Origin of the sequence: Mesorhizobium sp. WSM4306 (assembly GCF_007003975.1) — a bacterium.
Lineage (GTDB): Bacteria > Pseudomonadota > Alphaproteobacteria > Rhizobiales > Rhizobiaceae > Mesorhizobium.
This window is the reverse complement of sequence record NZ_VFTC01000002.1, coordinates 83892-103466: the sequence shown is the minus strand read 5'-3', so window position 1 is coordinate 103466 and position 19575 is coordinate 83892. Positions and strand designations below refer to the sequence as shown.

The window sequence follows — 19575 nt, the reverse complement described above, 5'->3', positions numbered from 1 at the left end:
CAGGCCAATGGGTCGAGCCTCTCATGCGATTTCGCCTTGTCCACCCTTTTGCCGGGCTTTTGGGTCTTGGCCTTTTGTTCGCCGCGCTGGTTCCGGCCAACGCGCAGCTTTTTGAGACCAAGGCCACGCAGGCTTTCATGATCGACGCCGAAACCGGCACGGTGCTGTTTTCCAAGGACGCCGACCAACCGATCCCGCCGGCCTCGATGGCCAAGCTGATGACCATGGAGATGGTCTTCAACGCCATCAAGTCGAAGCGCATGACCCTCGACGACACTTTCGTGGTCTCGGAGAATGCCTGGCGCAAGGGCGGCGCCCCGTCGGGAACGTCGACCATGTTCGCCAAGCTCAAATCAGCGGTCCGGGTCGAGGACCTGATCCAGGGCGTCACCATACAGGCCGCCAATGACGGCTGCATGGTGCTGGCCGAGGGTATGGCGGGCTCCGAAGAAAATTTCGCCGCACAGATGAACGATCGCGCCCGCCAGATCGGGCTGGCGAAATCGACATTCGTCAATTCGACCGGCCTGCCGGCCGACGGACAGCAGACGACAGTGCGCGAACTGGCGCAGCTCGGCCTGCATCTGTGGCGCGAATACCCCGAGCTCTACCTCTACTATGGCCGGGCCGATTTCACCTGGAACAAGATCTCGCAAAGGAATCGCAACCCGTTGCTGGCCATGGGCATCGGCGCCGACGGGCTGGCGGTCGGGGCAAGCGAGGCGGGCGGTTTCGGCATCGTCGGCTCGGTCAGCCATGACGGGACGCGGGTGATCGCTGCGATGAGCGGATTGGCGAACGATCGCGAGCGCGCCGAGGAAGCGCGAAAGCTGCTCGAATGGGGTGTCCGTTCTTTCGAGAAGACCGAGATTTTCGCCAGCGATGAAGTGGTCGGCGAGGCCCAGGTGTTCGGCGGCGCCAAATCCGGCGTGGCACTGAAGGCAAAGGCGCCGATCAACGTTCTGCTGCCGATCGCCAACCGCGACAAGCTGACCGCCAAGATTGTCTATCAGGGGCCAGTGTCGGCGCCGGTGGAGGAGGGCCAGCCCGTCGGTACGCTGCGCGTCTGGATCGGCGACACGCTGAGCCAGGAGACACCGCTTTTCGCCGCCGAATCGGTCGGCGTCGGCACGCTGCCGCAACGCGCGTTCGATGCCGCCAAGGAACTGGCCGTCGGCTGGTTGCGTTAAAGCAGCGTTAGAATCGTGGACCTTTGATAAGGTCCGGACTATGACGTCAGCGCAAAACAGGACAAAGGCCTTTCGGTTGGCGCGCGGATTTTTCATCACCTTCGAAGGCGGCGAGGGCGCCGGCAAGTCGACGCAGATCGATCGGCTGGCCAGGAAGATGCGCGCCAAGAAATATGATGTTCTCGTCACCCGCGAGCCCGGGGGATCACCCGGCGCCGAGGCGGTCAGGCATGTCCTGCTGTCCGGCGCCGCCGAGCCATTCGGGCCGAAGATGGAGGCGCTGCTGTTCGCCGCCGCGCGTTCCGACCATGTCGAGCAGGTCATCCGGCCGGCGGTCGAGCGCGGCTCCATCGTGCTGTGCGACCGCTTCCTGGACTCGTCCCGCGTCTACCAGGGCGTCACCGGGGGCCTCGATCCGGCCTTCATGGAGGCGCTGGAAGAGGTCGCCATCAACGGCATGGTGCCTGATATGACGCTGATCCTCGACATCGACCCCGCCGAAGGCTTGCGGCGCGCCACCGCGCGGCGTGGCGCCGGCGACGGTCCTGACCGCTTCGAAAAGGAGACGCTGGACATCCACCAGCGCCGCCGCGACGCCTTCCTGGCGATTGCCGCCGCCGAGCCGGAGCGCTGCATCGTCATCGACGCGTCGGCGCCTCCCGATACGGTGGAGGACGTCATCACCGCGGCCGTGTTCGCAGCACTTGAGGCGAGGGCGCCCGCGCGCAGCAGACAGGCGGCGCCGGCATGATCTTCGAACGCATTGCTCCCGAACAGCACGACACGCTGGACGGCGTGCCGGAGCCGTCCGAAACGCTGCGCCTGGTCGGCCATGAGCAGGCGGCCGCGATGCTCGCTGCCGCCTATCGCTCGGGAAAACTGCCGCATGCTCTGATCTTTGCGGGACCGGTCGGCATCGGCAAGGCAACGCTTGCCTTTCACCTTGCGCATCATCTGTTGAAGTATCCGGCCTTCGAAACGGCGCCAGAAATATTTGCCGTTCCCGACCCGGCCTCATCGCTGTTTCGCCAGATCGCCACCGGGGCGCATCCCGGCGTGCTGCATCTGACGCGGCCGCTGAACGACAAGACCAAGAGCTTCAAGACGGTCGTCACCGTCGATGAAATCCGTAAGGTCAACCGCTTCCTGTCGCTGACCTCGCATGATGGCAGCTACCGGGTGGTGATCGTCGATCCGGCCGACGACATGAACACCAACGCCGCCAATGCCCTGCTGAAAAATCTCGAGGAGCCGCCGGCGCGCACTTTGTTCATCCTCATTGTCCATGCGCCGGGCAGCCTGTTGCCGACGATCCGCTCGCGCTGCCAGGTGGTGCGGTTGGCGCCGCTCGATGCCGGCAGCCTTATGAGCGTTCTGGAAACTGTGGAGCCGCCGCCGCCAGCCGATCCGGCGGCGCGCACGGCACTGGCTGAGCGGGCAGGGGGCAGCGCCCGCAACGCGATCCTTCTGACGCAATATGGCGGGCTGGAGATTGCCGGGACGCTCGACGCGCTGGTGACCGCAGGCAAGAGCGACGTCGCCGGCGCCTATCGCCTTGCCGAGGCTGTCGCCGGCCGCGACCAGGCCATCCAGTTCGACATCTTCAACCGTCGTGCGCTGGATTTGCTCTCGGCGGGGGCCAGCGAAGCGGCACTCGCCGGTGATCTCCAGCGGGCGAAAACCCTGTCCGACACTTGGCACGAGGCGTTGAACGCTATATCTGAGACAGATACCTACAATCTCGACAAGAAGCAGCACGCCTTGACCATGATCGACCGCCTGAATTCCGCAATGCGAATGTGACCGGATCCGGCTTCGGGTCGGGATGGCAATCGCCGTCTCGATGCGATATCCACCGCCTCACATTCAATTCGGACATTCATGACGGTTCATTCATGTCACGCGACACATTCTACATCACGACACCGATTTTCTATCCGAACGGCAAGCCTCATATCGGCCACGCCTATACCGTTATCGCGACCGACGCGCTGGCTCGCTTCCAGCGTCTCGACGGCAAGGATGTATTTTTCCTTACCGGTACCGACGAACACGGCCTCAAGATGCAGCAGACAGCCGAGAAGGATGGCATCACGCCTCTGGCGCTGGCCGACCGCAATTCAGCGATCTTCCGTTCGATGACCGAGGCAATGGGTGGCTCGAATGATGACTACATCCGTACGACGGAACCGCGCCACTACGCGTCCTGCCAGGCGATCTGGAAGGCGATGGCCGCCAATGGCGATATCTATCTCGACCGCTATAGCGGCTGGTATTCGGTCCGCCAGGAAGCCTATTTCGAAGAGAGCGAAACCACGCTCGGCGACGACGGTGTGCGGCGCGAGCCGCTTGGCTCGCCAGTCGAGTGGAACGAGGAGGAAAGTTATTTCTTCCGGCTTTCCGCCTATCAGGACAAACTGCTTGCGCTGTACGAAAACCAGCCCGATTTCATCGGTCCGGCCGAGCGCCGAAATGAGGTGATGAGCTTTGTCAGGTCCGGCCTCAAGGATATCTCGGTCTCGCGCACGACCTTCAATTGGGGCGTGCCGGTGCCCGGCGATGACAAGCACGTGATGTATGTCTGGGTCGATGCCTTGACCAACTATATCACCGCCGCTGGCTATCCCGACACAAAGGCCGACCAATGGCGCTACTGGCCGGCCACGCACATCATCGGCAAGGACATCGTGCGCTTTCATGCTGTCTACTGGCCGGCCTTCCTGATGTCGGCTGGTATCCCGCTGCCAAAGCGCGTATTCGCGCATGGCTTCCTGTTCAACCGCGGCGAGAAGATGTCGAAGTCGGTCGGCAATGTTGTCGACCCCTTCACCATGGTCGAGCATTACGGCCTCGACCAGATGCGCTATTTCTTCCTGCGCGAGGTTCCGTTCGGCCAGGACGGCAGCTACAGCCATGAAGCGATCGTCAACCGCACCAATGCCGATCTCGCCAATGGTCTCGGCAATCTGGCGCAGCGTTCGCTGTCGATGATCGCCAAGAACTGCGGCGGCGTGGTGCCGCAGCGGGGTGATCTGACCGAGGCCGACAGCGCGATCCTCGACCAGGCAGTGGAAGCGCTGGGCACGGCGCGCAAGGCGATGGCCGAGCAAGGCATCCATTTGGCACTGGCGGCGATCTTCAGTGTGGTGGCGGAGGCCGACCGCTACTTCGCCTCGCAGGCACCCTGGGCGCTGAAGAAGACCGATCCGACGCGCATGGAAACGGTGCTGTGGACGACAGCCGAGCTGGTGCGTCGCGTGGCGTTGCTGTGCCAGCCCTACATTCCGGGGTCGGCAACGAAGCTGCTCGACCTGCTGGCGGTGCCGGCGGACACGCGCCAGTTCGCGCATGTCCATGCCGACCACGCGCTGGTGCCGGGCACGCCATTGCCCGTGCCGGAGGGCGTGTTTCCGCGTTATGTCGAAAAGTCGGAGGCGAGCGCCTGATGCTCGTCGACAGCCATTGCCATCTCGATTTTCCGGACTTCGCCGAGGAGCGGGCGGCCATCGTCGCCCGCGCCAAGGCCGCCGGTATAGGTCGCATGGTGACGATCTCGACGCGCGTGAAGCGGTTTCAGCAAGTGCTTGAGATCGCAGAGAATTTCGACGAGGTCTACTGCTCGGTCGGCACCCATCCGCACAATGCCGGCGAAGAGCTGGATGTGACGGCCGAGGAGCTTGTGCGCCTGTCCGCGCATCCCAAAGTGGTGGCGATCGGTGAGGCCGGGCTCGACTATTTCTACGACAAGGCGCCGCGCGATGCTCAAGCGCAGGGATTCCGCACCCACATATCAGCCGCGCGCGAGACCGGCCTGCCGCTGGTCATCCATTCGCGCGACGCCGATGACGACATGGCTGCCATCCTGGAGGACGAAACAGGGAAGGGCGCCTTCCCCTTCATCCTGCATTGTTTTTCCTCCGGGCGCCGGCTGGCCGAAGTCGGCGTGAAGCTCGGCGGCTATGTGTCGTTCTCGGGCATACTGACCTTTAAGAACTCAGCCGAATTGCGCGCCATCGCAGCCGATGTGCCGCACGACCGGCTGCTGGTCGAAACCGACGCGCCCTATCTCGCGCCGGTGCCGTTTCGCGGCAGGCGCAACGAGCCCGCTTACGTCGCACATACCGCCAAGGTGCTGGCCGAAACGGTCGGCGTTGACGAGGCCGAGATCGCGACGCTGACGACGGCGAATTTCTTCCGGCTGTTCGGCAAGATGCCGCGGCCTTCCGGGCTCTGACGCGTGAGCAGCCGGCTGCGCCTTACAATTCTCGGCTGCGGCTCGTCGCCCGGCACGCCGCGCATCACCGGCGACTGGGGCAATTGCGACCCGGCCAATCCGAAGAACCGACGCACACGCTCAGCGGCACTGGTCGAGCGGATTGCAGCCAACGGCTCCAGAACCACGGTCGTCATCGATACCGGGCCTGATTTTCGCGAGCAGATGCTGATGGCGGCGGTCAAGCGCATCGACGCCGTCGTCTACACGCATCCGCACGCCGACCATATCCACGGCATCGACGATCTGCGCGGCTACGTGCTCGAACAGCGCCATCTGATCGATGTCCACGCCGACCAGCCGACGATGCTTAGGCTGCGCGAAGCGTTCAGCTATTGCTTCGAGACGCCGCTGGGCAGCTCTTATCCGCCGATCGTCAGGCCGCATATCATCGATCACGCCAAGCCCGTGACGATTGAAGGCGAGGGCGGTGCCCTCACCCTTGAGCCGCTGCCGCAGTTCCATGGCGACATCATTTCGCTCGGCTTCCGCATTGGCAGGCTCGCCTATTGCCCTGATGTCAGCGACTTCCCCGACGCCACCGCCGAGCGGCTGCGCGGCCTGGAAATGCTGGTCATCGACGCCTTGCAGCACAACACCCATCCCAGCCATTTGTCGCTCGGCCAGGCGCTCGGCTGGATCGAAAAACTGGCGCCGAAACAGGCTGTGCTGACGCATATGCACGTGCCGCTCGACTATGCCACGGTCGAGGCCGAGGTGCCGGCCAACGTCACCCCGGCCTATGATGGCATGGCAATCGAAATCCCTTATGAATCAGCATGATGCGAACAGCTTTTCATAAGGGCGTTCGGCTCTTTGGTCCGAAGATCAGCAGCGTTCCAATTCGTTCATAGCCCATGCGGGGATAAAGCAGCGCTCCGGCATGCGTCGCCAACAGCATCGAGCATCGCGCCCCACGAGCCCGGTCGTCCTGCAGCATTGTGGACATCAATGCCTGGCCGATGCCGCGACGCCTGTGCGAAGGCTCTACATACATGGCAGCGCACCATGTGGCGCCGACGGCGTCTATGCTGCGCACACGCCCGACGATAGCGTCGCCATCGAGCGCCACATACTGGCGGAACGGCGCGCTGTCGCCGAGCAGATCGGCCGCGATCGGCCGCCTGCGCACGACCTTTGCCAGCTGCGCCGCCCGTTCGACTGTCTGCACGCGCTCGATCGAGACTGTGGCTGGCGCATCCGGGATCTGGCGCAATGGCTGGACGAAGAAACCTTCCGTTCGCAGCAGCCGATAGCCGAGGGCCTTGTAGGCGGTTCGCACCGGCTGATCCGGGTCGTCGTTCGCGATCACGACGGAAACAGCAAAGCCCGGCCGCGCATGCTGCCGCACGATCGCATCGGCTTCCTCGGCAGTGACATCATGGACGACCCATTCTTCGCCGCGATAGTAGCGTGCATTCTTGCGCTCGGCATCGCGCATCAGCCACAAAGGCCCGACGCGGCTGGCCTCGTAAGGAAAGGTGCGGCTCTTGTCGGTGCTGAAGCCATGCACGAACACTTCGATCGCCGCTTCGATCTCACGCTTTGCTGTCGTCATCGACATAGCGTAGCGTTGGCTGTTCGCTCAAGGCAACACGCATCGATCGTGCCAAGCCCATGAAAATCAGCAGCAATTTCCGGCAGAAACCTAACGCACAAGTTCCATAATCTATCTTATGCGACTTTCTGATGTCCTCCGGCCTGGCGCCGGCAGCAGCAAGCGCGCGCCCAAGATTGCCAAATGTCAGGCGCGCCTGGGCCGCGAAATCACCGAGGCCGACCAGCTTGCCGTCTATATCTTCCGACTGCTGGCCCGAGACGAACGCCATCTTGCTTCCTGTCGCGATGACGACCTGGGTGTACATTTCAGGGATCGGCAGATCCCTGGGATTTATGCATTCGAGCGTCGTCGCATACGCCTCTTGTTGTGGGTGTCGGGAACTGGCGGGTTTGCAGGTGCGAGGTTCTATCTACGAATCTACGAGCTATAATCCTCGCGGTAGGAGCTCTAATTGAACGACGGCGATGGTACAGTGGGATCGACACCTTTTATGACGGAGAATAGCTCGCCATCGACAGAAAGCTATATTGACAATCTGGAACAGTTCGAATCGATCGATCATTTCATACGCACGACACTCAAACAGGCGAACCTTGGGACGGAGACGGATCGTGCAGTAGCGCACTTTTTGGATGCGCGAGAATTTGAGATGGCTTTTGAGGGCTTGTTCATCGATCTTTTCAAGTCAAAAAGACCGCCGATAGCGCTAAATCTCAACGAGTGCGAAGCAATGGCGCGGCTTCTCAAACTTGATGAAAATCCAACCTTCGACGGCGATTTCTGGGCAAAATTTGAAACATACATTCATGCACAAAGAGAGTGAATTCCGTCGCCTCGAATGATTGTGCATACACATATGGTCCGATGCTTGGGTAGGCGCGACTTCGGCAGCGCCAGCAGTGGCGATGGAAAGGCAGGTAGCGATCGCCATCACAAGGAAACGTCCGATACTATGCATGACTATGTCTCCGGCTGCCCATTGCCCGACAGGATCTGCAAGGTTCCGCGCACGGCATTGCGGAACGCGTCATCGAAGCTGACGCCGCGCACCTGCCAGCGATACTCCTTGCCCTTGAAGGCGAGCCGCCAGTCGCCGACCCAACCGAGTGCCTCCTGGCGCCATGCGAGGGTGCCGGCAAGCAGGACATCACCACCCATGGTTTGGGTCACGTCGGCAAGTACGACGTCCTGCGCTTTGGGCAGCTCCAGCGGCAAGCCGGCACGGAGCGCAGCGGCGGCCAACGCAACCCGCATATTGGTTGCAAGCTCGCCGCCACCGTCGCGCACAAGCGTGAAGTCGTCGCCCTTCATCGGCTTTATGTCGAGCAACGCGACGATTGCGGGCCGTGGCAACGGCCATGGCTTATGTCCCAGCGACGCCAACAAGGCATCGATCTTGTCCGGATCGAAATCGGCGGTGATGTATTGCGGCCGGTCGTGAGTGCCCTGCTCGTCATGCGGCGGGCGGTTGTTGAGCAGGTCGCGGTAGCCGATATCGGTGGCGTAGTCGGCTGCGTGCCGGCTCATCTCCTCAACGCGCGGATCGCCAATCAGCCGCGGGTCGCCGGAAACCTTGACCAGCACTTCTTCAAGGCACGGCGCCAGGCCCCAGGCACGGTTCTCCTCGCCGGTGCCGCTGGTCACCGATTGCGCACGGTAGAGGTCGGCGCGGTCGATATCGGCGGCGGCGACGGGAAAGGCAAACACCACAGCGAGCACAGCTGCCGCCAACTTCAAGCATCCAGGCATCCGCTAACCCTCCCGAACGGTCCGGAACATCCGTTGGCTCATATTCCCGGTCATTTCAGGGAAATTCAAGCGGCTGGAGGCGTTGCGTCAGTTCAGGTGGATATCAGCCTTACCTGATAGCTCAGCATACGCTTTTCACCGGGCGCGATCAGCATCACTCCCGGCTTTTCGGCGAAGTCGCCGTCGAAATCGACGGGGCTGGCAAGGCCGTGCCAGGGTTCGATGCACAGGAACGGCGCGCCGCCTGGCTTCGACCAGACACCCAACTCTTTGAAGCCCTGCCATGACACCTCGATCGCCGGACCGTGCGCGGCGGCATAATGCATGCTCGCGCTGGCTGGCCGGTCTAGGATCACGGCGTCTGCGTCGAACAAACGTTCGGAGAGCGCCAGCGTTTTGCCTTCGATGGGCGTCGGCTGGGGTGCTGCCAGCATCAGGCCATCCTTCAGCCGGCGGATCGGCGCCGGCTCGTCAGCAGCAAAGGTCAGCTGGTAATCGGTCTTGGCGAAGCCCGGCAGCAACGGCCAGTTGAAGGCCGGATGTGCCCCGATCGATGCAGGCAGCGTCTCGTCGCCGGTGTTGGTGATCTCGAATGACACGCCGACCTGTTGAGGCTCCAGCGTGTAGGTGATGGCCAGTCGAAACGCGAAGGGATAGCGCGCGCGCGTGTCGGCATCGTCGGTCAGCACCAGGGTGCAGGATCGCGGGCTCGTCTGCGCCCACACAAACGGCTTGTCGCGCGCAAATCCATGCTGCGTCAGCGGATAGACTTTGCCGCGATGGCGCAGCTGGTCGCCCTTCAGCCGGCCGACGATCGGAAACAGCACCGGCGAATGCCGGCGCCATTCCGGTCCGGCCTGCCACAAGAACTCCAGCCCGTCGGCGTTGCGCAGAGAGACCAGTTCGGCCCCCTGCCCGACAATGGTCGCCGAGATGCCGTCGCCGTGAAGGGTCACCTGTTCCATAAATTTCTCGCGGCTGGCTGATCCGGCAGCAGGCTAGCAAAGGGCCGCCTGTGAACTCAAGAGCAGGCAGGCAGCTCTTCTGCCGCGATGGCTAACCCATACACCGCCAGAGACAAAAATGGCCGGAGGTTTCCCTCCGGCCACAGTTTGAAAATGATGCCTGCTACGGTCCGGCCTACTCGCGTTCGCCGGTGAAATTCAGCAACAGCTGGAAGATGTTGACGAAGTTCAGGTAGAGCGACAGCGCGCCGAAGACGGCGAGCTTCTGCTGCGATTCCGCGTCGAAATTCTCGGCATACTGTTCCTTGATCGTCTGCGTGTCCCAGGCGGTCAGGCCGACGAACACGGCGATACCGATGACCGAAATGGCGAACTGCAGCGCGGTCGAGCCGAGGAAGATGTTGACGACGCTGGCAATCACCACGCCGATCAGACCCATGATCAGGAACGACGAGAACTGGGTCAGGTCGCGCTTGGTTGTGTAGCCGTAGAGGCTGGTCGCGCCGAACATGGTGGCGGTGATGAAGAAGGTGCGCGCAATGCTGGTGCCGGTGAAGACCAGGAACACCGAAGCCAGCGACAGGCCCATGACCGCACAGAAGGCCCAGAACATCGCCTGGGCGCTAGCCGCCGACATCGTCTGCATCTTGAACGAGAACAATAGCACGAAGCCGAGTGGCGCCAGCATCACCACCCATTTCAGCGGGCTGGAAAAGATCGGCACGTAGAGGGCCGGCGTCGAGGCGACCATGAAGGCGATGAGGCCGGTGACGACCAGGCCGATTCCCATATAGTTGTAGACGCGCAGCATGTGACTGCGCAGGCCCTCGTCATAGACGGCGCCGGCGCGGGCGCCAGCGCCCATGCGGTAGCCAAGGTCAGGGGTGTTCATGCGGGTTCTCCTTATGTGAGGTCTCTAGTAAAGCGTTTTGGCGAGCGTTTCGGCGGCACGGTCGAGGTCATGGACATCGCTGCGCGCGACGACCGCGTAGGCGACCTCGCCGATCTGGAAATAGGCCGAGGAAATTTCGCCCGAGGGCGCTATTGCCGGCTTGACCACGTCGAAGGTTCCCGGCCGGATCGCAAACAGCGAGACCAGCCCCATATCCTTCGCCTCCAGCGCCACCTCGACGCTCGGCCCGAAGCGCGAGGGATAGATCTGCACGTCGCGGATCTTCCAGTCTTTCGGCAGCGACGGCATGACGATGGCGGTCGCGGCGCGAATTTCATCGACATTGTAGTTCGGCGCCTCGAGCTGCGAGGGCATCGCCTCGCGCATGAGCGTCGTCCTGTGCGCCCGGATCGCTTCTTCGACATAGGCGGGCGGCGTCGGCGAAGCCACCACCTTGGTCACCAGCAGCGGCCCGAGCAGCCCGTTCGCCAGCCAGCCGGCGCCGACAAAGACGGCAACCGCGGCCGCTCGTTGCAGCACGGCGAAGACGCGGCGACTGGCCAGCCCCCTGCCCAGCCGGCGCGCAACTTCAGTCGTCGCCGGCCGCGCCATCCCGGTGGAAGCGGCCAGCGCGAGGCGCAACTCGTCGCGCGTCCTCAAATCGGACATCACCCGCGCCGCTGCCTCCGGACGAGCCGACAGAAACGCTTCGACCTCGATGCGGCGCGCGACATCCAGCTGGTCGTCGACATAGGCGTCGAGGTCGGTATCGGTCACCGGGTCCCGCAACAGATCGGTCATGACGGGTCTCCCACGATCCTCAGATGGTTCTTGGCCGGCGAAGGGACAGCGCTTTCCATCGAGCGCAGCGCCGCGCGCGCCCTGCCGATACGCGATATCAGCGTGCCCAGTGGCACCCCGCTGGCGTTGGCAGCCTCCTGGTAGGAAAGGCCCTCGATGGCGACCAGATGCAGTGCCGAACGCTGCTCTTCCGGCAGGCTGAAAAAGGCCTCGCGCACCTGCGCCAGGCGCACGGAATGTTCCTGCGGCGCCGGCGTGCTGGCATCAGTGAAATAGCCGGCCTGCTCGACGCGCGCCGCTTCCGAACGGCGCGAGCGCATCTTGTCGATGAATGCGTTGTGGACGATCGACAGCAACCATGCCCGCAGATTGCCGCCGGAACGGAACGTGCCGCGCCGCTCATAGGCGCGCACAAGCGCGTCATGCACCAGGTCCTCGGCGTCACTGCCGTCGCGCGTCAGCGAACGTGCATAGCGCCGCAGCGAACCCAGCTGTCCAACTATATCGAAGCGTGGCATCGATCGTTTCATGCCCTGTTTACGGAACAGGCGCGAACTTTAATCCATTGCCGCAAAAACTTTTGGTTGGTCGCATGGGTGCCAAAATCCGGCCTCGCAACGCCCATCTCCCGTACGGCAGATGTTTGCTTTATGCTGACGGCTTAGCCTTCCCGTCTTTTCAAGGAGCAAAAGATGGTCGGTGGGGATCGGGTGACGGGTGCCGCGGCGCTGCCGATCGTCGGCAGGGTCTTCATGGTCCTTGGCATTGTCGGACTGATCGTTTCCGGCGTGCTGGCCATCGTCGAGATGCAAGGCCCCCGCACCGCTTCGGCGACCGGCAGGATTGTCGCCGCCGAATACAATCCCCTATCGAGTTCTCGACAGCCGACGGCACCGTGATCCGCTTCAACAATGCCGTCCACAGCTCGTCTTGGGGCGATGGCGACAGCGTCCCTGTCGCCTACGATCCAACCGATCCGCAAAATGCCTCCGTCGACAGCTTCGCCGGACGCTGGTTCCTTGCCGGGTTGGCAGGCCTGCTCGGCGGCTTCTTCCTGCTGATCGGCATCGTGCTCACCGTGCTTGGGCGGAGCCTTATGCGGCGGGTCACCACGAATTCGGGGCGCTAATAGCTGTCCTGGTGACGTTTCCGGTCACCCATCCTGCATGAAAAGACTTCTGGCGGCGCCCTCAGGGTCGCTCGCCGCGCCGAAGCCTGCCCTCGATTGCGGCAATGACCGGCAGCAGATCGGCAACCCCGTTTACGACATAGTGTGCGCCGGCGGCACTGAGCCTGGCCGAGGCTTCGGCGCGCTTGGTGCGGAAAACTTCCGGCGCCATTGCCTGCGTTTCCGCCAGTGTGTGGCCGAAGACGTTGCCGGTGACCGACACTCCGACCGTCCAGGCGCCGGCATTGACGCCTTCCGAAATACCGACCTCGGTGTCGTCGACCTTGACGCTGAGCCATGGCGGGTAGACGCCGAGTTCGGTCAGCGCCTTCCACAGCATGAACGGCGTCGGCCTGCCGTCCGGCGTGTCGCCGGTGCAGACCAGGCAATCCGGAGCAAAACCGTGCGCGGCCGCCCCCGGCAGGATCTCGGCCATGATGTCGCGTGTGTAGCCGGTGGTCGAGCCGATCTTGAGGCCGTGCGCCCGCAGCGTCGCGACCACGTCGGCAACGCCGGGAATGACATCGGAAAAGCGCGCCGCCACCGCCCGGTTCTTCGGCACGAAGACGTCGTAGACGGCGTCGATGTCGGCCTCGGTCGGCGCATGCCCATGTTGTTTGGCCCAGGCGGCCGAAATCCTCGGCAGCGCCATCAGCGTGGCAATGTGCGGGCGCTTGGCCATGCCCATCGGTCCGCGCGCCTCCTCGATGCTGATGGCAACGCCGAATTCCTGGAACGCTTCGACGAAGACGCCCATCGGCGCCAGTGAGCCATGATCGACAACGGTTCCGGCCCAGTCGAAAACGACGGCGCGAAGCAGGTGCTGGGGGGTCATCAGGCGATCTTTCTGGCGTCTGCAGTGGTTGAACCGAAGAGTTCGTCGATCACCTCTTCGGCGATGGCGAACGACGTCGAGGCGCCGGTGCCGCTGGTGATCATCACCATGCGCACATTCTCCTGCGGGGCGTCGGCAAACATCGTGTGGTCGGCAGCCGAGGCATAGATGCCGGTCCAGCGTTCCAGCACGCGCGGCGGCGTGCCGCCGAAGACGGCGCTGAACTCCTCCAGGATGATTTCGTCGACCCGCTCCGAGGCGAACGGGTCGGGCGTCGCTGCGTAATGGTGCGAATCGCCGACCACCAAAGTGCCGTCGGCGCTCTGCACGACGATCAGATGCACGCCATTGTCCAGCGCATGGCGCTGATCGCTCTCGAGCCGGCGGCGCAAGGCTGTCGCTTCAGGCAGGGCGCCGAAGCCGGAATAGCGCGCAAGCCCGAGATCCGACATCACCGGAGATGGAAGCCGGAAGCCGGGATTGGCAAGGCGCATCATCTGCAATTTGCAGCGCCGGACGCCGTAGAGCGCAATACGCTCGGGATAGAGCGTTGCCAGATCGTCGCCGGGGCAGACAATCACCTTGTCCGCGCGAACTGTGCCGCGGCTGGTCTCGATGGCTGGCGGCTCGATGGCGCGCACTGCCGTCTCGCGGCGAAATTGGACGCCGTGCCGTTCGGCAAGGAAGGCGGCAAGCTGGGGGATCGCCTGGCGCGACTCGACGCGCACCTCATGCGAACTCCACAGGGCGCCGGCAAAGTCCTGCCCGGCAAGCTGTGGGTATTGGAGGCGCAAATCGTCCGGTTCGAGCAGCGAACACCCCTCGCCCATCTCGGTCCGCAGGAACGCTTCGACGACGCTGCGCGCCTCGGGACGACGCGCGACGACGACCGTGCCGCGCTGGATGATGTCGATGCCGGCCGGCCCGGCCACTTCCTGCCAGATGTCGCGCGAGCGCATGGCGCGCCGCCACACCTGGCCGCGTTCCTGGCCGCTCACCGTGACGAAGCCGAAATTGCGCACCGAGGCGCCATTGGCCTGCGCGTCACGGTCGACGACGACGACGGAAAGGCCACGGCGGACGGCTGCGAGCGCATGCGCAAGACCGACAATGCCGGCGCCGACAATGGCGAGATCGAATTTGTCTTGCTGGCTCATCATTGTCCTTTCGCCGCGGCGCCTCGGCTGTTCCGGCCAAGCTATTCAAACTACGACCATGTGACAGGAACGTGTAGGCGCGATTCAGGCGGCGACGATGGTCCTCGCCCGGCTTTCCGTCTGGTGCACATGAAAGCGCTGGCGAAGCCCGCCCGATTTGCGTATCAATCCGCCGCCACCGGAACCGATCTCCATGTTCGAAACGCTGCAGCCTGCTCCCGCCGACAAGATCATCGCCCTGATCGGCCTCTATCGCGCCGATCCGCGGCCCGGCAAGATCGACCTCGGCGTCGGCGTCTACAAGGACCGCGACGGCAAGACACCGGTCATGCGCGCTTTGCGCGAGGCCGAGAAGCGGCTGTTGCAGGGCCAGGACACCAAGACCTATCTCGGTCTTCCCGGCGACACCGGCTTCAACACGGCGATGGTCAAGCTGGCCTTCGGCCCCGCAGCCGACATGACGCGCATTCGCGCGGCGCAGGCGCCGGGCGGCTCCGGCGCGCTACGGCTGGTGGCCGAGCTTTTGAAGCGGACCCGCTCCGACGCAACCGTCTGGCTGTCGGATCCGACCTGGCCGAACCACCCGCCGGTGATGCGCGGCGCCGGCCTCAAGGTGCGCGACTATCCCTACTTCGATGCGGCGTCCGGCGCGGTGCGCTTCGACGCCATGCTGGCGGCGCTGGGTACTGCCGAGGCCGGCGATATCGTGCTGCTGCATGGCTGCTGCCATAACCCGACCGGCGCCAATCTCGACGCCGCGCAATGGGCCAAGGTCACCGATCTCGTCGTCGAGCGCGGACTGTTGCCCTTTGTCGACATTGCCTATCAGGGCTTTGGCGAGGGCCTCGATGCCGATGCCGCCGGTCTGCGCCTGCTGGCCTCGAAGGTGCCGGAAATGGTTGTTGCCTCGAGCTGCTCGAAGAATTTTGCCGTCTACCGTGACCGCGTCGGCGCGGCGATGATCCTGGCCAGGAACAGTGCCGAGGCCGATGTGGCGATGAGCCAGATGCTGGCGGCGGCGCGCGCCATGTATTCGATGCCGCCGGACCATGGCGCCGCCGCGGTGCGCATGGTGCTGGAAGACGATGGTCTTCGCGCCGATTGGGAGGCGGAACTCGAGGAGATGCGGCTGCGCATGCTGAGGCTGCGCGTCCAGTTCGCCGACGCGCTGCGCCGGCAATCCAATTCCGACCGCTTCGATTTCATCGCCAGCCATCGCGGCATGTTTTCAAGGCTCGGCCTCACCGAGGCACAGGTCGAACGGCTGCGGGCCGAGTATGGCGTCTACATGGTTGGCGACAGCCGCATCAACGTCGCCGGCCTGCCCGAGGACGGCATGGACGATCTCGCCAAGGCGGTTGTCTCGGTGCTCGACTGATACGGCTCGGCTGTGGACAAGGCTAGGCTGTGGACAAGGCTAGGCTACCGGCTGACAGCGTTGGCCGAGCGACGGGGAGCGGGATAGCATTCGCCGCATGACGCCATCCAAAGACATTTCCCGGCTGATCGAGATCATGGCAGCGCTCCGGGCGCCGAAGACCGGCTGTCCCTGGGACATCGAGCAGGATTTCTCGACCATCGCGCCCTATACGATCGAGGAGGCTTACGAGGTCGCCGACGCCATTGCGCGCGGCGACCTCGACGATCTGCGCGACGAGCTCGGCGATCTCCTGCTCCAGGTCGTCTACCACGCGCAGATGGCGCAGGAGACGGGCGACTTCGCCTTCGGCGATGTGGTTGAGGCCATCACCACCAAGATGATCCGCCGCCATCCGCATGTCTTCGGCGACGAAGATGCGCGCAGTGCCGGCATGGCCAAGGGCATGTGGGAAAAGATCAAGGCTGAGGAGAAGGCCGAAAAGCGAAGCGCGCGCCTCTCCCGTGGCCTCGACCCGGAAGACAATGGGAAGGGCTTTCTGGACAGCGTACCAGTCGCCCTGCCCGCCCTAACCCGGGCCCTCAAACTGCAGGAGAAGGCAGCCCGGGTCGGTTTCGACTGGAGCGAGGCAGCGCCGATTCTCGACAAGATCGAGGAAGAGATCGGCGAGTTGCGCGAGGCGCTGGCCAAGGGCGAAACGGCTGAGATCAAGGACGAGTTCGGCGACATGCTGTTTGCCGTCGTCAATCTCGGGCGTCACCTCAAGCTCGATTCGGAAGCGGCGCTCAGCAGCACCAACGAAAAATTCCGCTCGCGCTTCCACTATGTCGAGCGCGCGCTGCAGGCGTCGGGAACCACCTTGGATAAAGCCACGCTGGACGAAATGGAAGCGCTCTGGCAGCAGGCCAAGGGCAAGACGTAAGCAGGCTTACGCTCTGTTTTTGCGGTGCAATCGGCTTTCGATCTCTTGCCGGGCTGTGTGCGTGGCCTTGAGCGCGATGGTCGCGCTGCCATCCTCATTGTCGGTGCGCGAAACGATGTCGCCATTGCGGTAGAGCCAGTCGACGAGCCCGAACTGCGCTGGCTCGATCGTCACCGTCAGCTCTTCCAGTTCGCCCGACATCCTGATCTCGATCAGCGCCTTCAGCGCATCGATCCCCTCGCCGGTGATGGCGGAGATGGCGATCGGCGGCGCCTTGTTGGCATCGGCGCCATCGGCAAGCAGGCGCTCCCGGTTGCCGTCGTCGAGCAGGTCGACCTTGTTCCACACCTCGATGACCCGCTTGGCATTGCCGGCATCGACGCCGAGATCGGCCAGGATGCGTTCAACGTCCTCAGCCTGCGCGGCGGTGTCCGGATCCGAAATATCGCGCAGATGGATGACCAGGTCCGCCTCGACCACCTCTTCCAGTGTGGCCCGGAAGGCGGCGACCAGATGCGTCGGCAGGTCCGAAATGAAGCCGACCGTATCCGACAGGATGATCGGCGTCCCGTGCGGCAGGCGTACGCGTCGCAGCGTCGGGTCGAGCGTGGCAAACAGCATGTCTTCGGCCAGCACGTCGGCTCCGGTCAGCCGGTTGAACAGCGTCGACTTGCCGGCATTAGTGTAGCCGACGATCGCCACCACCGGGAACGGCACTTTCTTGCGCTTGGCGCGGTGCAGGTCGCGGGTGCGGCGCACCGTTTCCAGCTCGTGTTTGAGCTTGATGATCTTTTCCTGCAACTGCCGCCGGTCCGACTCGATCTGGGTTTCGCCGGGGCCGCCGAGGAAGCCGGCGCCGCCGCGCTGGCGTTCAAGGTGGGTCCAGCTGCGCACCAGGCGGCCCTTCTGGTAGTTCAGATGGGCAAGCTCGACCTGCAGCGTGCCTTCCTTGGTGCGCGCACGCTCGCCGAAGATTTCAAGGATCAGCCCGGTGCGGTCGAGCACCTTGGCGTTGAATTCCTTCTCGAGATTGCGCTGTTGCACCGGCGTCAGCGGATGGTCGACGATGACAACCTCCGCGTGACCTTCTTTGACGATCTCGGCGAACTCCGCGACCTTGCCGCTGCCGAGCAAGGTTGCGGGGCGTGGATCGTTGACGGTCATCACAGCCGTGTGGATCAGATCGAGATTGATGGCGCGGGCAAGGCCGACCGCTTCGTCGTGGCGCGCGTCCGCCGAACGCGTCAGCCGCGGACGATTTGTGTCGTCATCGCTGCGCTGGTGCCGGGCAAGCACCGGCACAATAACAACCGCCCGGGTCGGACCATTGGCTTCCGTCCCGGGGTGATGCGCTGGTTTCCCGCGAACGCTTCGGTCCGCGTCTTTCTCACGTGGCAATCAGGCGCCCTGGCTTTCCTCGCCATCGAACATCTGAACCGGCTGGCTCGGCATGATCGTGGAAATGGCATGCTTGTAGACGAGCTGGGAGTGGCCGTCGCGCCGCAGCAGAACACAGAAATTGTCGAAGGAAGTGACCACGCCGGTCAGCTTGACGCCGTTGATGAGAAAGATGGTGAGTGGATTTTTGCTCTTGCGAACAGAATTCAGGAACAGGTCCTGAAGGTTTTGCGATCGTTCCGCCATTGTTCTTGTCTTTCGCCGATCCCCTTCGGTTTGCAGGCCAGTGCGCCAAATTAGCGGGCACATGTCAAGCTTGCAAACACCCCCTTGCCGTCAGTAACGACAACCAGAACGAGATATATTGATGTGCAGTCCATCTGTGCGGTTATCAGGCTGGACTTTTTTCCGCAACGTCAAAAAAGGCCTGCCGCAAGGAAAGTGTTACCGAACCCGGATGGCCATTGGCGACCGAGGCGCCGTCAATTGCCACCACCGGCATGGCGATTGTCGTTGCCGAACTGATGAAAGCTTCGCGCGCCGCCTTGGCCTCGGCGACCGAAAAACCGCGTTCCTCGATCTTCAAACCGAGCTTGGCCGCCACCTCGAACATGGTGGTGCGGGTGATGCCACGCAGGATGCCGTGCTCGGCCGGCCGGGTCACCAGAACACCGTCACGCGTAACGATCCAGGCATTCGACGAGCCGCCTTCCTTGACGTTGCCGTCGGTGTCGACGAACCATGCTTCCTGCGCGCCGGCTTCCTTCGCCTTTTGCTTGGCCAGCACATTGGGAAGCAGGCCGGTGCTCTTGATGTCGACCCGATCCCAGCGATTTTCCGGCACAGTGATGACCTTGATGCCGGTCTCGGCCCGCTTTGCGGCCGCCGCCGGGTCGGCCTTTCTGGCCGTAATGACCAGCGACGACAGTGTATCACTAGGGAAAACGAAGTCGCGGCTGGCGACGCCGCGCGTGACCTGGACATAGACCAGGCCGTTGACGACCTGATTGCGCCGCACGACTTCGCGCAGGAGAAGCGGCAGCACGCCCTTGGTGACCGGCCAGTCGATCGACAGTTCGCTGAGCGAGCGGTTCAGCCGGGCAAGATGCCGCGGCATGTCGACGATAAAGCCTTGCGCCACCTCGCAGACCTCGTAGACGCCGTCGGCGAATTGGTAGCCGCGATCCTCGATATGCACGGCAGCGTCGGCATGGGCGACATAGCGCCCGTTCACATAGGCAATGCGCGGCATTCAGTGATCCCTCAGAACAGTCCCGGTATTTTTA

Annotated in this window: 23 protein-coding genes; 11 read left to right on the top strand and 12 right to left on the bottom strand. The window is 63.4% G+C overall.

Going from position 1 to position 19575, the window contains the following annotated elements:
• Positions 1-23: 23 nt before the first annotated feature.
• From FJV77_RS04160 to FJV77_RS04135, 6 genes are all read left to right on the top strand, one after another.
• Complete coding sequence (locus FJV77_RS04160; protein ID WP_185970186.1) at positions 24-1190, top strand: D-alanyl-D-alanine carboxypeptidase family protein; 1167 nt, start codon at positions 24-26, stop codon at positions 1188-1190.
• A 76-nt stretch (positions 1191-1266) separates the two neighbouring features.
• Positions 1267-1941, top strand: a complete 675-nt coding sequence (tmk, locus tag FJV77_RS04155) for a dTMP kinase (RefSeq protein WP_185970196.1) — start codon at positions 1267-1269, stop codon at positions 1939-1941.
• Entirely contained in the window at positions 1938-2993 is a 1056-nt protein-coding gene (locus FJV77_RS04150; protein WP_142865603.1) for a DNA polymerase III subunit delta', read from the top strand. The genes tmk and FJV77_RS04150 overlap by 4 nt, the downstream gene beginning before the upstream one ends.
• Before the next feature lie 92 nt (positions 2994-3085).
• Positions 3086-4636, top strand: coding sequence for a methionine--tRNA ligase (metG, locus tag FJV77_RS04145; protein ID WP_142865602.1), 1551 nt, complete (start codon positions 3086-3088; stop codon positions 4634-4636).
• Positions 4636-5424, top strand: coding sequence for a TatD family hydrolase (locus FJV77_RS04140; protein WP_142865601.1), 789 nt, complete (start codon positions 4636-4638; stop codon positions 5422-5424). Before metG ends, FJV77_RS04140 begins: the two co-directional genes overlap by 1 nt.
• 3 nt (positions 5425-5427) lie before the next feature.
• Complete coding sequence (locus FJV77_RS04135; protein WP_142865600.1) at positions 5428-6246, top strand: MBL fold metallo-hydrolase; 819 nt, start codon at positions 5428-5430, stop codon at positions 6244-6246.
• Between the two features lie 13 nt (positions 6247-6259).
• Here the strand turns inward: FJV77_RS04135 and FJV77_RS04130 are convergent, their stop codons facing one another.
• A complete protein-coding gene (locus FJV77_RS04130; protein ID WP_142865599.1) occupies positions 6260-7021 on the bottom strand; it encodes a GNAT family N-acetyltransferase in 762 nt (253 codons plus the stop codon).
• On the bottom strand, positions 7002-7328 hold the full coding sequence (locus FJV77_RS04125; protein ID WP_142865598.1) for a Rid family hydrolase: 327 nt from the start codon (positions 7326-7328) through the stop codon (positions 7002-7004). The genes FJV77_RS04130 and FJV77_RS04125 overlap by 20 nt, the downstream gene beginning before the upstream one ends.
• A gap of 147 nt (positions 7329-7475) precedes the next feature.
• Here FJV77_RS04125 and FJV77_RS04120 point away from each other — a divergent pair, with 147 nt between their 5' ends.
• Positions 7476-7847 carry a hypothetical protein gene (locus FJV77_RS04120; RefSeq protein ID WP_142865597.1) on the top strand — a complete coding sequence of 124 codons (372 nt, stop codon included), beginning with the start codon at positions 7476-7478 and terminating at the stop codon, positions 7845-7847.
• A 137-nt stretch (positions 7848-7984) separates the two neighbouring features.
• On the opposite strand, the gene FJV77_RS04115 is transcribed toward FJV77_RS04120, so the two are convergent.
• The 5 genes from FJV77_RS04115 to FJV77_RS04095 form a co-directional block, all read right to left on the bottom strand.
• Entirely contained in the window at positions 7985-8755 is a 771-nt protein-coding gene (locus FJV77_RS04115; RefSeq protein ID WP_185970185.1) for a DUF2066 domain-containing protein, read from the bottom strand.
• 110 nt (positions 8756-8865) lie between these two features.
• The gene (locus FJV77_RS04110) at positions 8866-9738 is read right to left on the bottom strand and encodes an aldose 1-epimerase family protein (protein WP_142865595.1); all 873 of its coding nucleotides are present in this window, start codon (positions 9736-9738) and stop codon (positions 8866-8868) included.
• Positions 9739-9913: 175 nt separating this feature from the next.
• Complete coding sequence (locus FJV77_RS04105; protein WP_142865594.1) at positions 9914-10630, bottom strand: Bax inhibitor-1/YccA family protein; 717 nt, start codon at positions 10628-10630, stop codon at positions 9914-9916.
• Positions 10631-10654: 24 nt separating this feature from the next.
• On the bottom strand, positions 10655-11431 hold the full coding sequence (locus tag FJV77_RS04100) for an anti-sigma factor (protein ID WP_142865593.1): 777 nt from the start codon (positions 11429-11431) through the stop codon (positions 10655-10657).
• Positions 11428-11949, bottom strand: a complete 522-nt coding sequence (locus FJV77_RS04095) for a sigma-70 family RNA polymerase sigma factor (protein WP_185970184.1) — start codon at positions 11947-11949, stop codon at positions 11428-11430. Before FJV77_RS04095 ends, FJV77_RS04100 begins: the two co-directional genes overlap by 4 nt.
• A gap of 174 nt (positions 11950-12123) precedes the next feature.
• On the opposite strand from FJV77_RS04095, the gene FJV77_RS32775 reads away from it, so the two are divergent.
• Both FJV77_RS32775 and FJV77_RS32770 read left to right on the top strand, forming a co-directional pair.
• Entirely contained in the window at positions 12124-12330 is a 207-nt protein-coding gene (locus FJV77_RS32775; RefSeq protein WP_246691132.1) for a hypothetical protein, read from the top strand.
• Positions 12327-12560, top strand: coding sequence for a DUF3592 domain-containing protein (locus FJV77_RS32770; RefSeq protein WP_246691131.1), 234 nt, complete (start codon positions 12327-12329; stop codon positions 12558-12560). Before FJV77_RS32775 ends, FJV77_RS32770 begins: the two co-directional genes overlap by 4 nt.
• Positions 12561-12621: 61 nt before the next feature.
• Here the strand turns inward: FJV77_RS32770 and phnX are convergent, their stop codons facing one another.
• Both phnX and FJV77_RS04080 read right to left on the bottom strand, forming a co-directional pair.
• Positions 12622-13434: a phosphonoacetaldehyde hydrolase gene (gene phnX, locus FJV77_RS04085; protein WP_142865590.1), complete on the bottom strand. Its 813-nt coding sequence runs from the start codon at positions 13432-13434 to the stop codon at positions 12622-12624.
• Complete coding sequence (locus FJV77_RS04080; protein WP_142865589.1) at positions 13434-14594, bottom strand: TIGR03364 family FAD-dependent oxidoreductase; 1161 nt, start codon at positions 14592-14594, stop codon at positions 13434-13436. Before FJV77_RS04080 ends, phnX begins: the two co-directional genes overlap by 1 nt.
• A 190-nt stretch (positions 14595-14784) precedes the next feature.
• On the opposite strand from FJV77_RS04080, the gene FJV77_RS04075 reads away from it, so the two are divergent.
• Both FJV77_RS04075 and mazG read left to right on the top strand, forming a co-directional pair.
• Positions 14785-15969, top strand: a complete 1185-nt coding sequence (locus FJV77_RS04075; protein ID WP_142865588.1) for an amino acid aminotransferase — start codon at positions 14785-14787, stop codon at positions 15967-15969.
• Positions 15970-16066: 97 nt separating this feature from the next.
• Positions 16067-16891 (top strand): nucleoside triphosphate pyrophosphohydrolase, encoded by an 825-nt coding sequence (mazG, locus tag FJV77_RS04070; RefSeq protein ID WP_142865587.1) that lies wholly within the window; start codon positions 16067-16069, stop codon positions 16889-16891.
• A gap of 6 nt (positions 16892-16897) precedes the next feature.
• On the opposite strand, the gene hflX is transcribed toward mazG, so the two are convergent.
• The 3 genes from hflX to FJV77_RS04055 all read right to left on the bottom strand — a co-directional run bounded on the left by hflX (position 16898) and on the right by FJV77_RS04055 (position 19541).
• Positions 16898-18289: a GTPase HflX gene (gene hflX / locus FJV77_RS04065; protein ID WP_142865586.1), complete on the bottom strand. Its 1392-nt coding sequence runs from the start codon at positions 18287-18289 to the stop codon at positions 16898-16900.
• The gene (hfq, locus tag FJV77_RS04060; protein ID WP_006202172.1) at positions 18290-18535 is read right to left on the bottom strand and encodes an RNA chaperone Hfq; all 246 of its coding nucleotides are present in this window, start codon (positions 18533-18535) and stop codon (positions 18290-18292) included.
• Between the two features lie 145 nt (positions 18536-18680).
• Positions 18681-19541, bottom strand: coding sequence for a D-amino-acid transaminase (locus tag FJV77_RS04055; protein ID WP_142865584.1), 861 nt, complete (start codon positions 19539-19541; stop codon positions 18681-18683).
• Between the last annotated feature and the right edge of the window lie 34 nt (positions 19542-19575).

What these genes read in the sequence shown, in the direction of transcription:
- FJV77_RS04100 (WP_142865593.1), bottom strand. Translation starts at nt 11,431, where the DNA reads ATGACCGATCTGTTGCGGGACCCGGTGACCGATACCGACCTCGACGCC.
- phnX (WP_142865590.1), bottom strand. Translation starts at nt 13,434, where the DNA reads ATGACCCCCCAGCACCTGCTTCGCGCCGTCGTTTTCGACTGGGCCGGA.
- FJV77_RS04130 (WP_142865599.1), bottom strand. Translation starts at nt 7,021, where the DNA reads ATGACGACAGCAAAGCGTGAGATCGAAGCGGCGATCGAAGTGTTCGTG.
- FJV77_RS04080 (WP_142865589.1), bottom strand. Translation starts at nt 14,594, where the DNA reads ATGATGAGCCAGCAAGACAAATTCGATCTCGCCATTGTCGGCGCCGGC.
- FJV77_RS04075 (WP_142865588.1), top strand. Translation starts at nt 14,785, where the DNA reads ATGTTCGAAACGCTGCAGCCTGCTCCCGCCGACAAGATCATCGCCCTG.
- FJV77_RS04105 (WP_142865594.1), bottom strand. Translation starts at nt 10,630, where the DNA reads ATGAACACCCCTGACCTTGGCTACCGCATGGGCGCTGGCGCCCGCGCC.
- mazG (WP_142865587.1), top strand. Translation starts at nt 16,067, where the DNA reads ATGACGCCATCCAAAGACATTTCCCGGCTGATCGAGATCATGGCAGCG.
- FJV77_RS04125 (WP_142865598.1), bottom strand. Translation starts at nt 7,328, where the DNA reads ATGTACACCCAGGTCGTCATCGCGACAGGAAGCAAGATGGCGTTCGTC.
- FJV77_RS04110 (WP_142865595.1), bottom strand. Translation starts at nt 9,738, where the DNA reads ATGGAACAGGTGACCCTTCACGGCGACGGCATCTCGGCGACCATTGTC.
- FJV77_RS04140 (WP_142865601.1), top strand. Translation starts at nt 4,636, where the DNA reads ATGCTCGTCGACAGCCATTGCCATCTCGATTTTCCGGACTTCGCCGAG.
- FJV77_RS04095 (WP_185970184.1), bottom strand. Translation starts at nt 11,949, where the DNA reads ATGCCACGCTTCGATATAGTTGGACAGCTGGGTTCGCTGCGGCGCTAT.
- FJV77_RS32775 (WP_246691132.1), top strand. Translation starts at nt 12,124, where the DNA reads ATGGTCGGTGGGGATCGGGTGACGGGTGCCGCGGCGCTGCCGATCGTC.
- hfq (WP_006202172.1), bottom strand. Translation starts at nt 18,535, where the DNA reads ATGGCGGAACGATCGCAAAACCTTCAGGACCTGTTCCTGAATTCTGTT.
- FJV77_RS04150 (WP_142865603.1), top strand. Translation starts at nt 1,938, where the DNA reads ATGATCTTCGAACGCATTGCTCCCGAACAGCACGACACGCTGGACGGC.
- FJV77_RS04160 (WP_185970186.1), top strand. Translation starts at nt 24, where the DNA reads ATGCGATTTCGCCTTGTCCACCCTTTTGCCGGGCTTTTGGGTCTTGGC.
- FJV77_RS04055 (WP_142865584.1), bottom strand. Translation starts at nt 19,541, where the DNA reads ATGCCGCGCATTGCCTATGTGAACGGGCGCTATGTCGCCCATGCCGAC.
- metG (WP_142865602.1), top strand. Translation starts at nt 3,086, where the DNA reads ATGTCACGCGACACATTCTACATCACGACACCGATTTTCTATCCGAAC.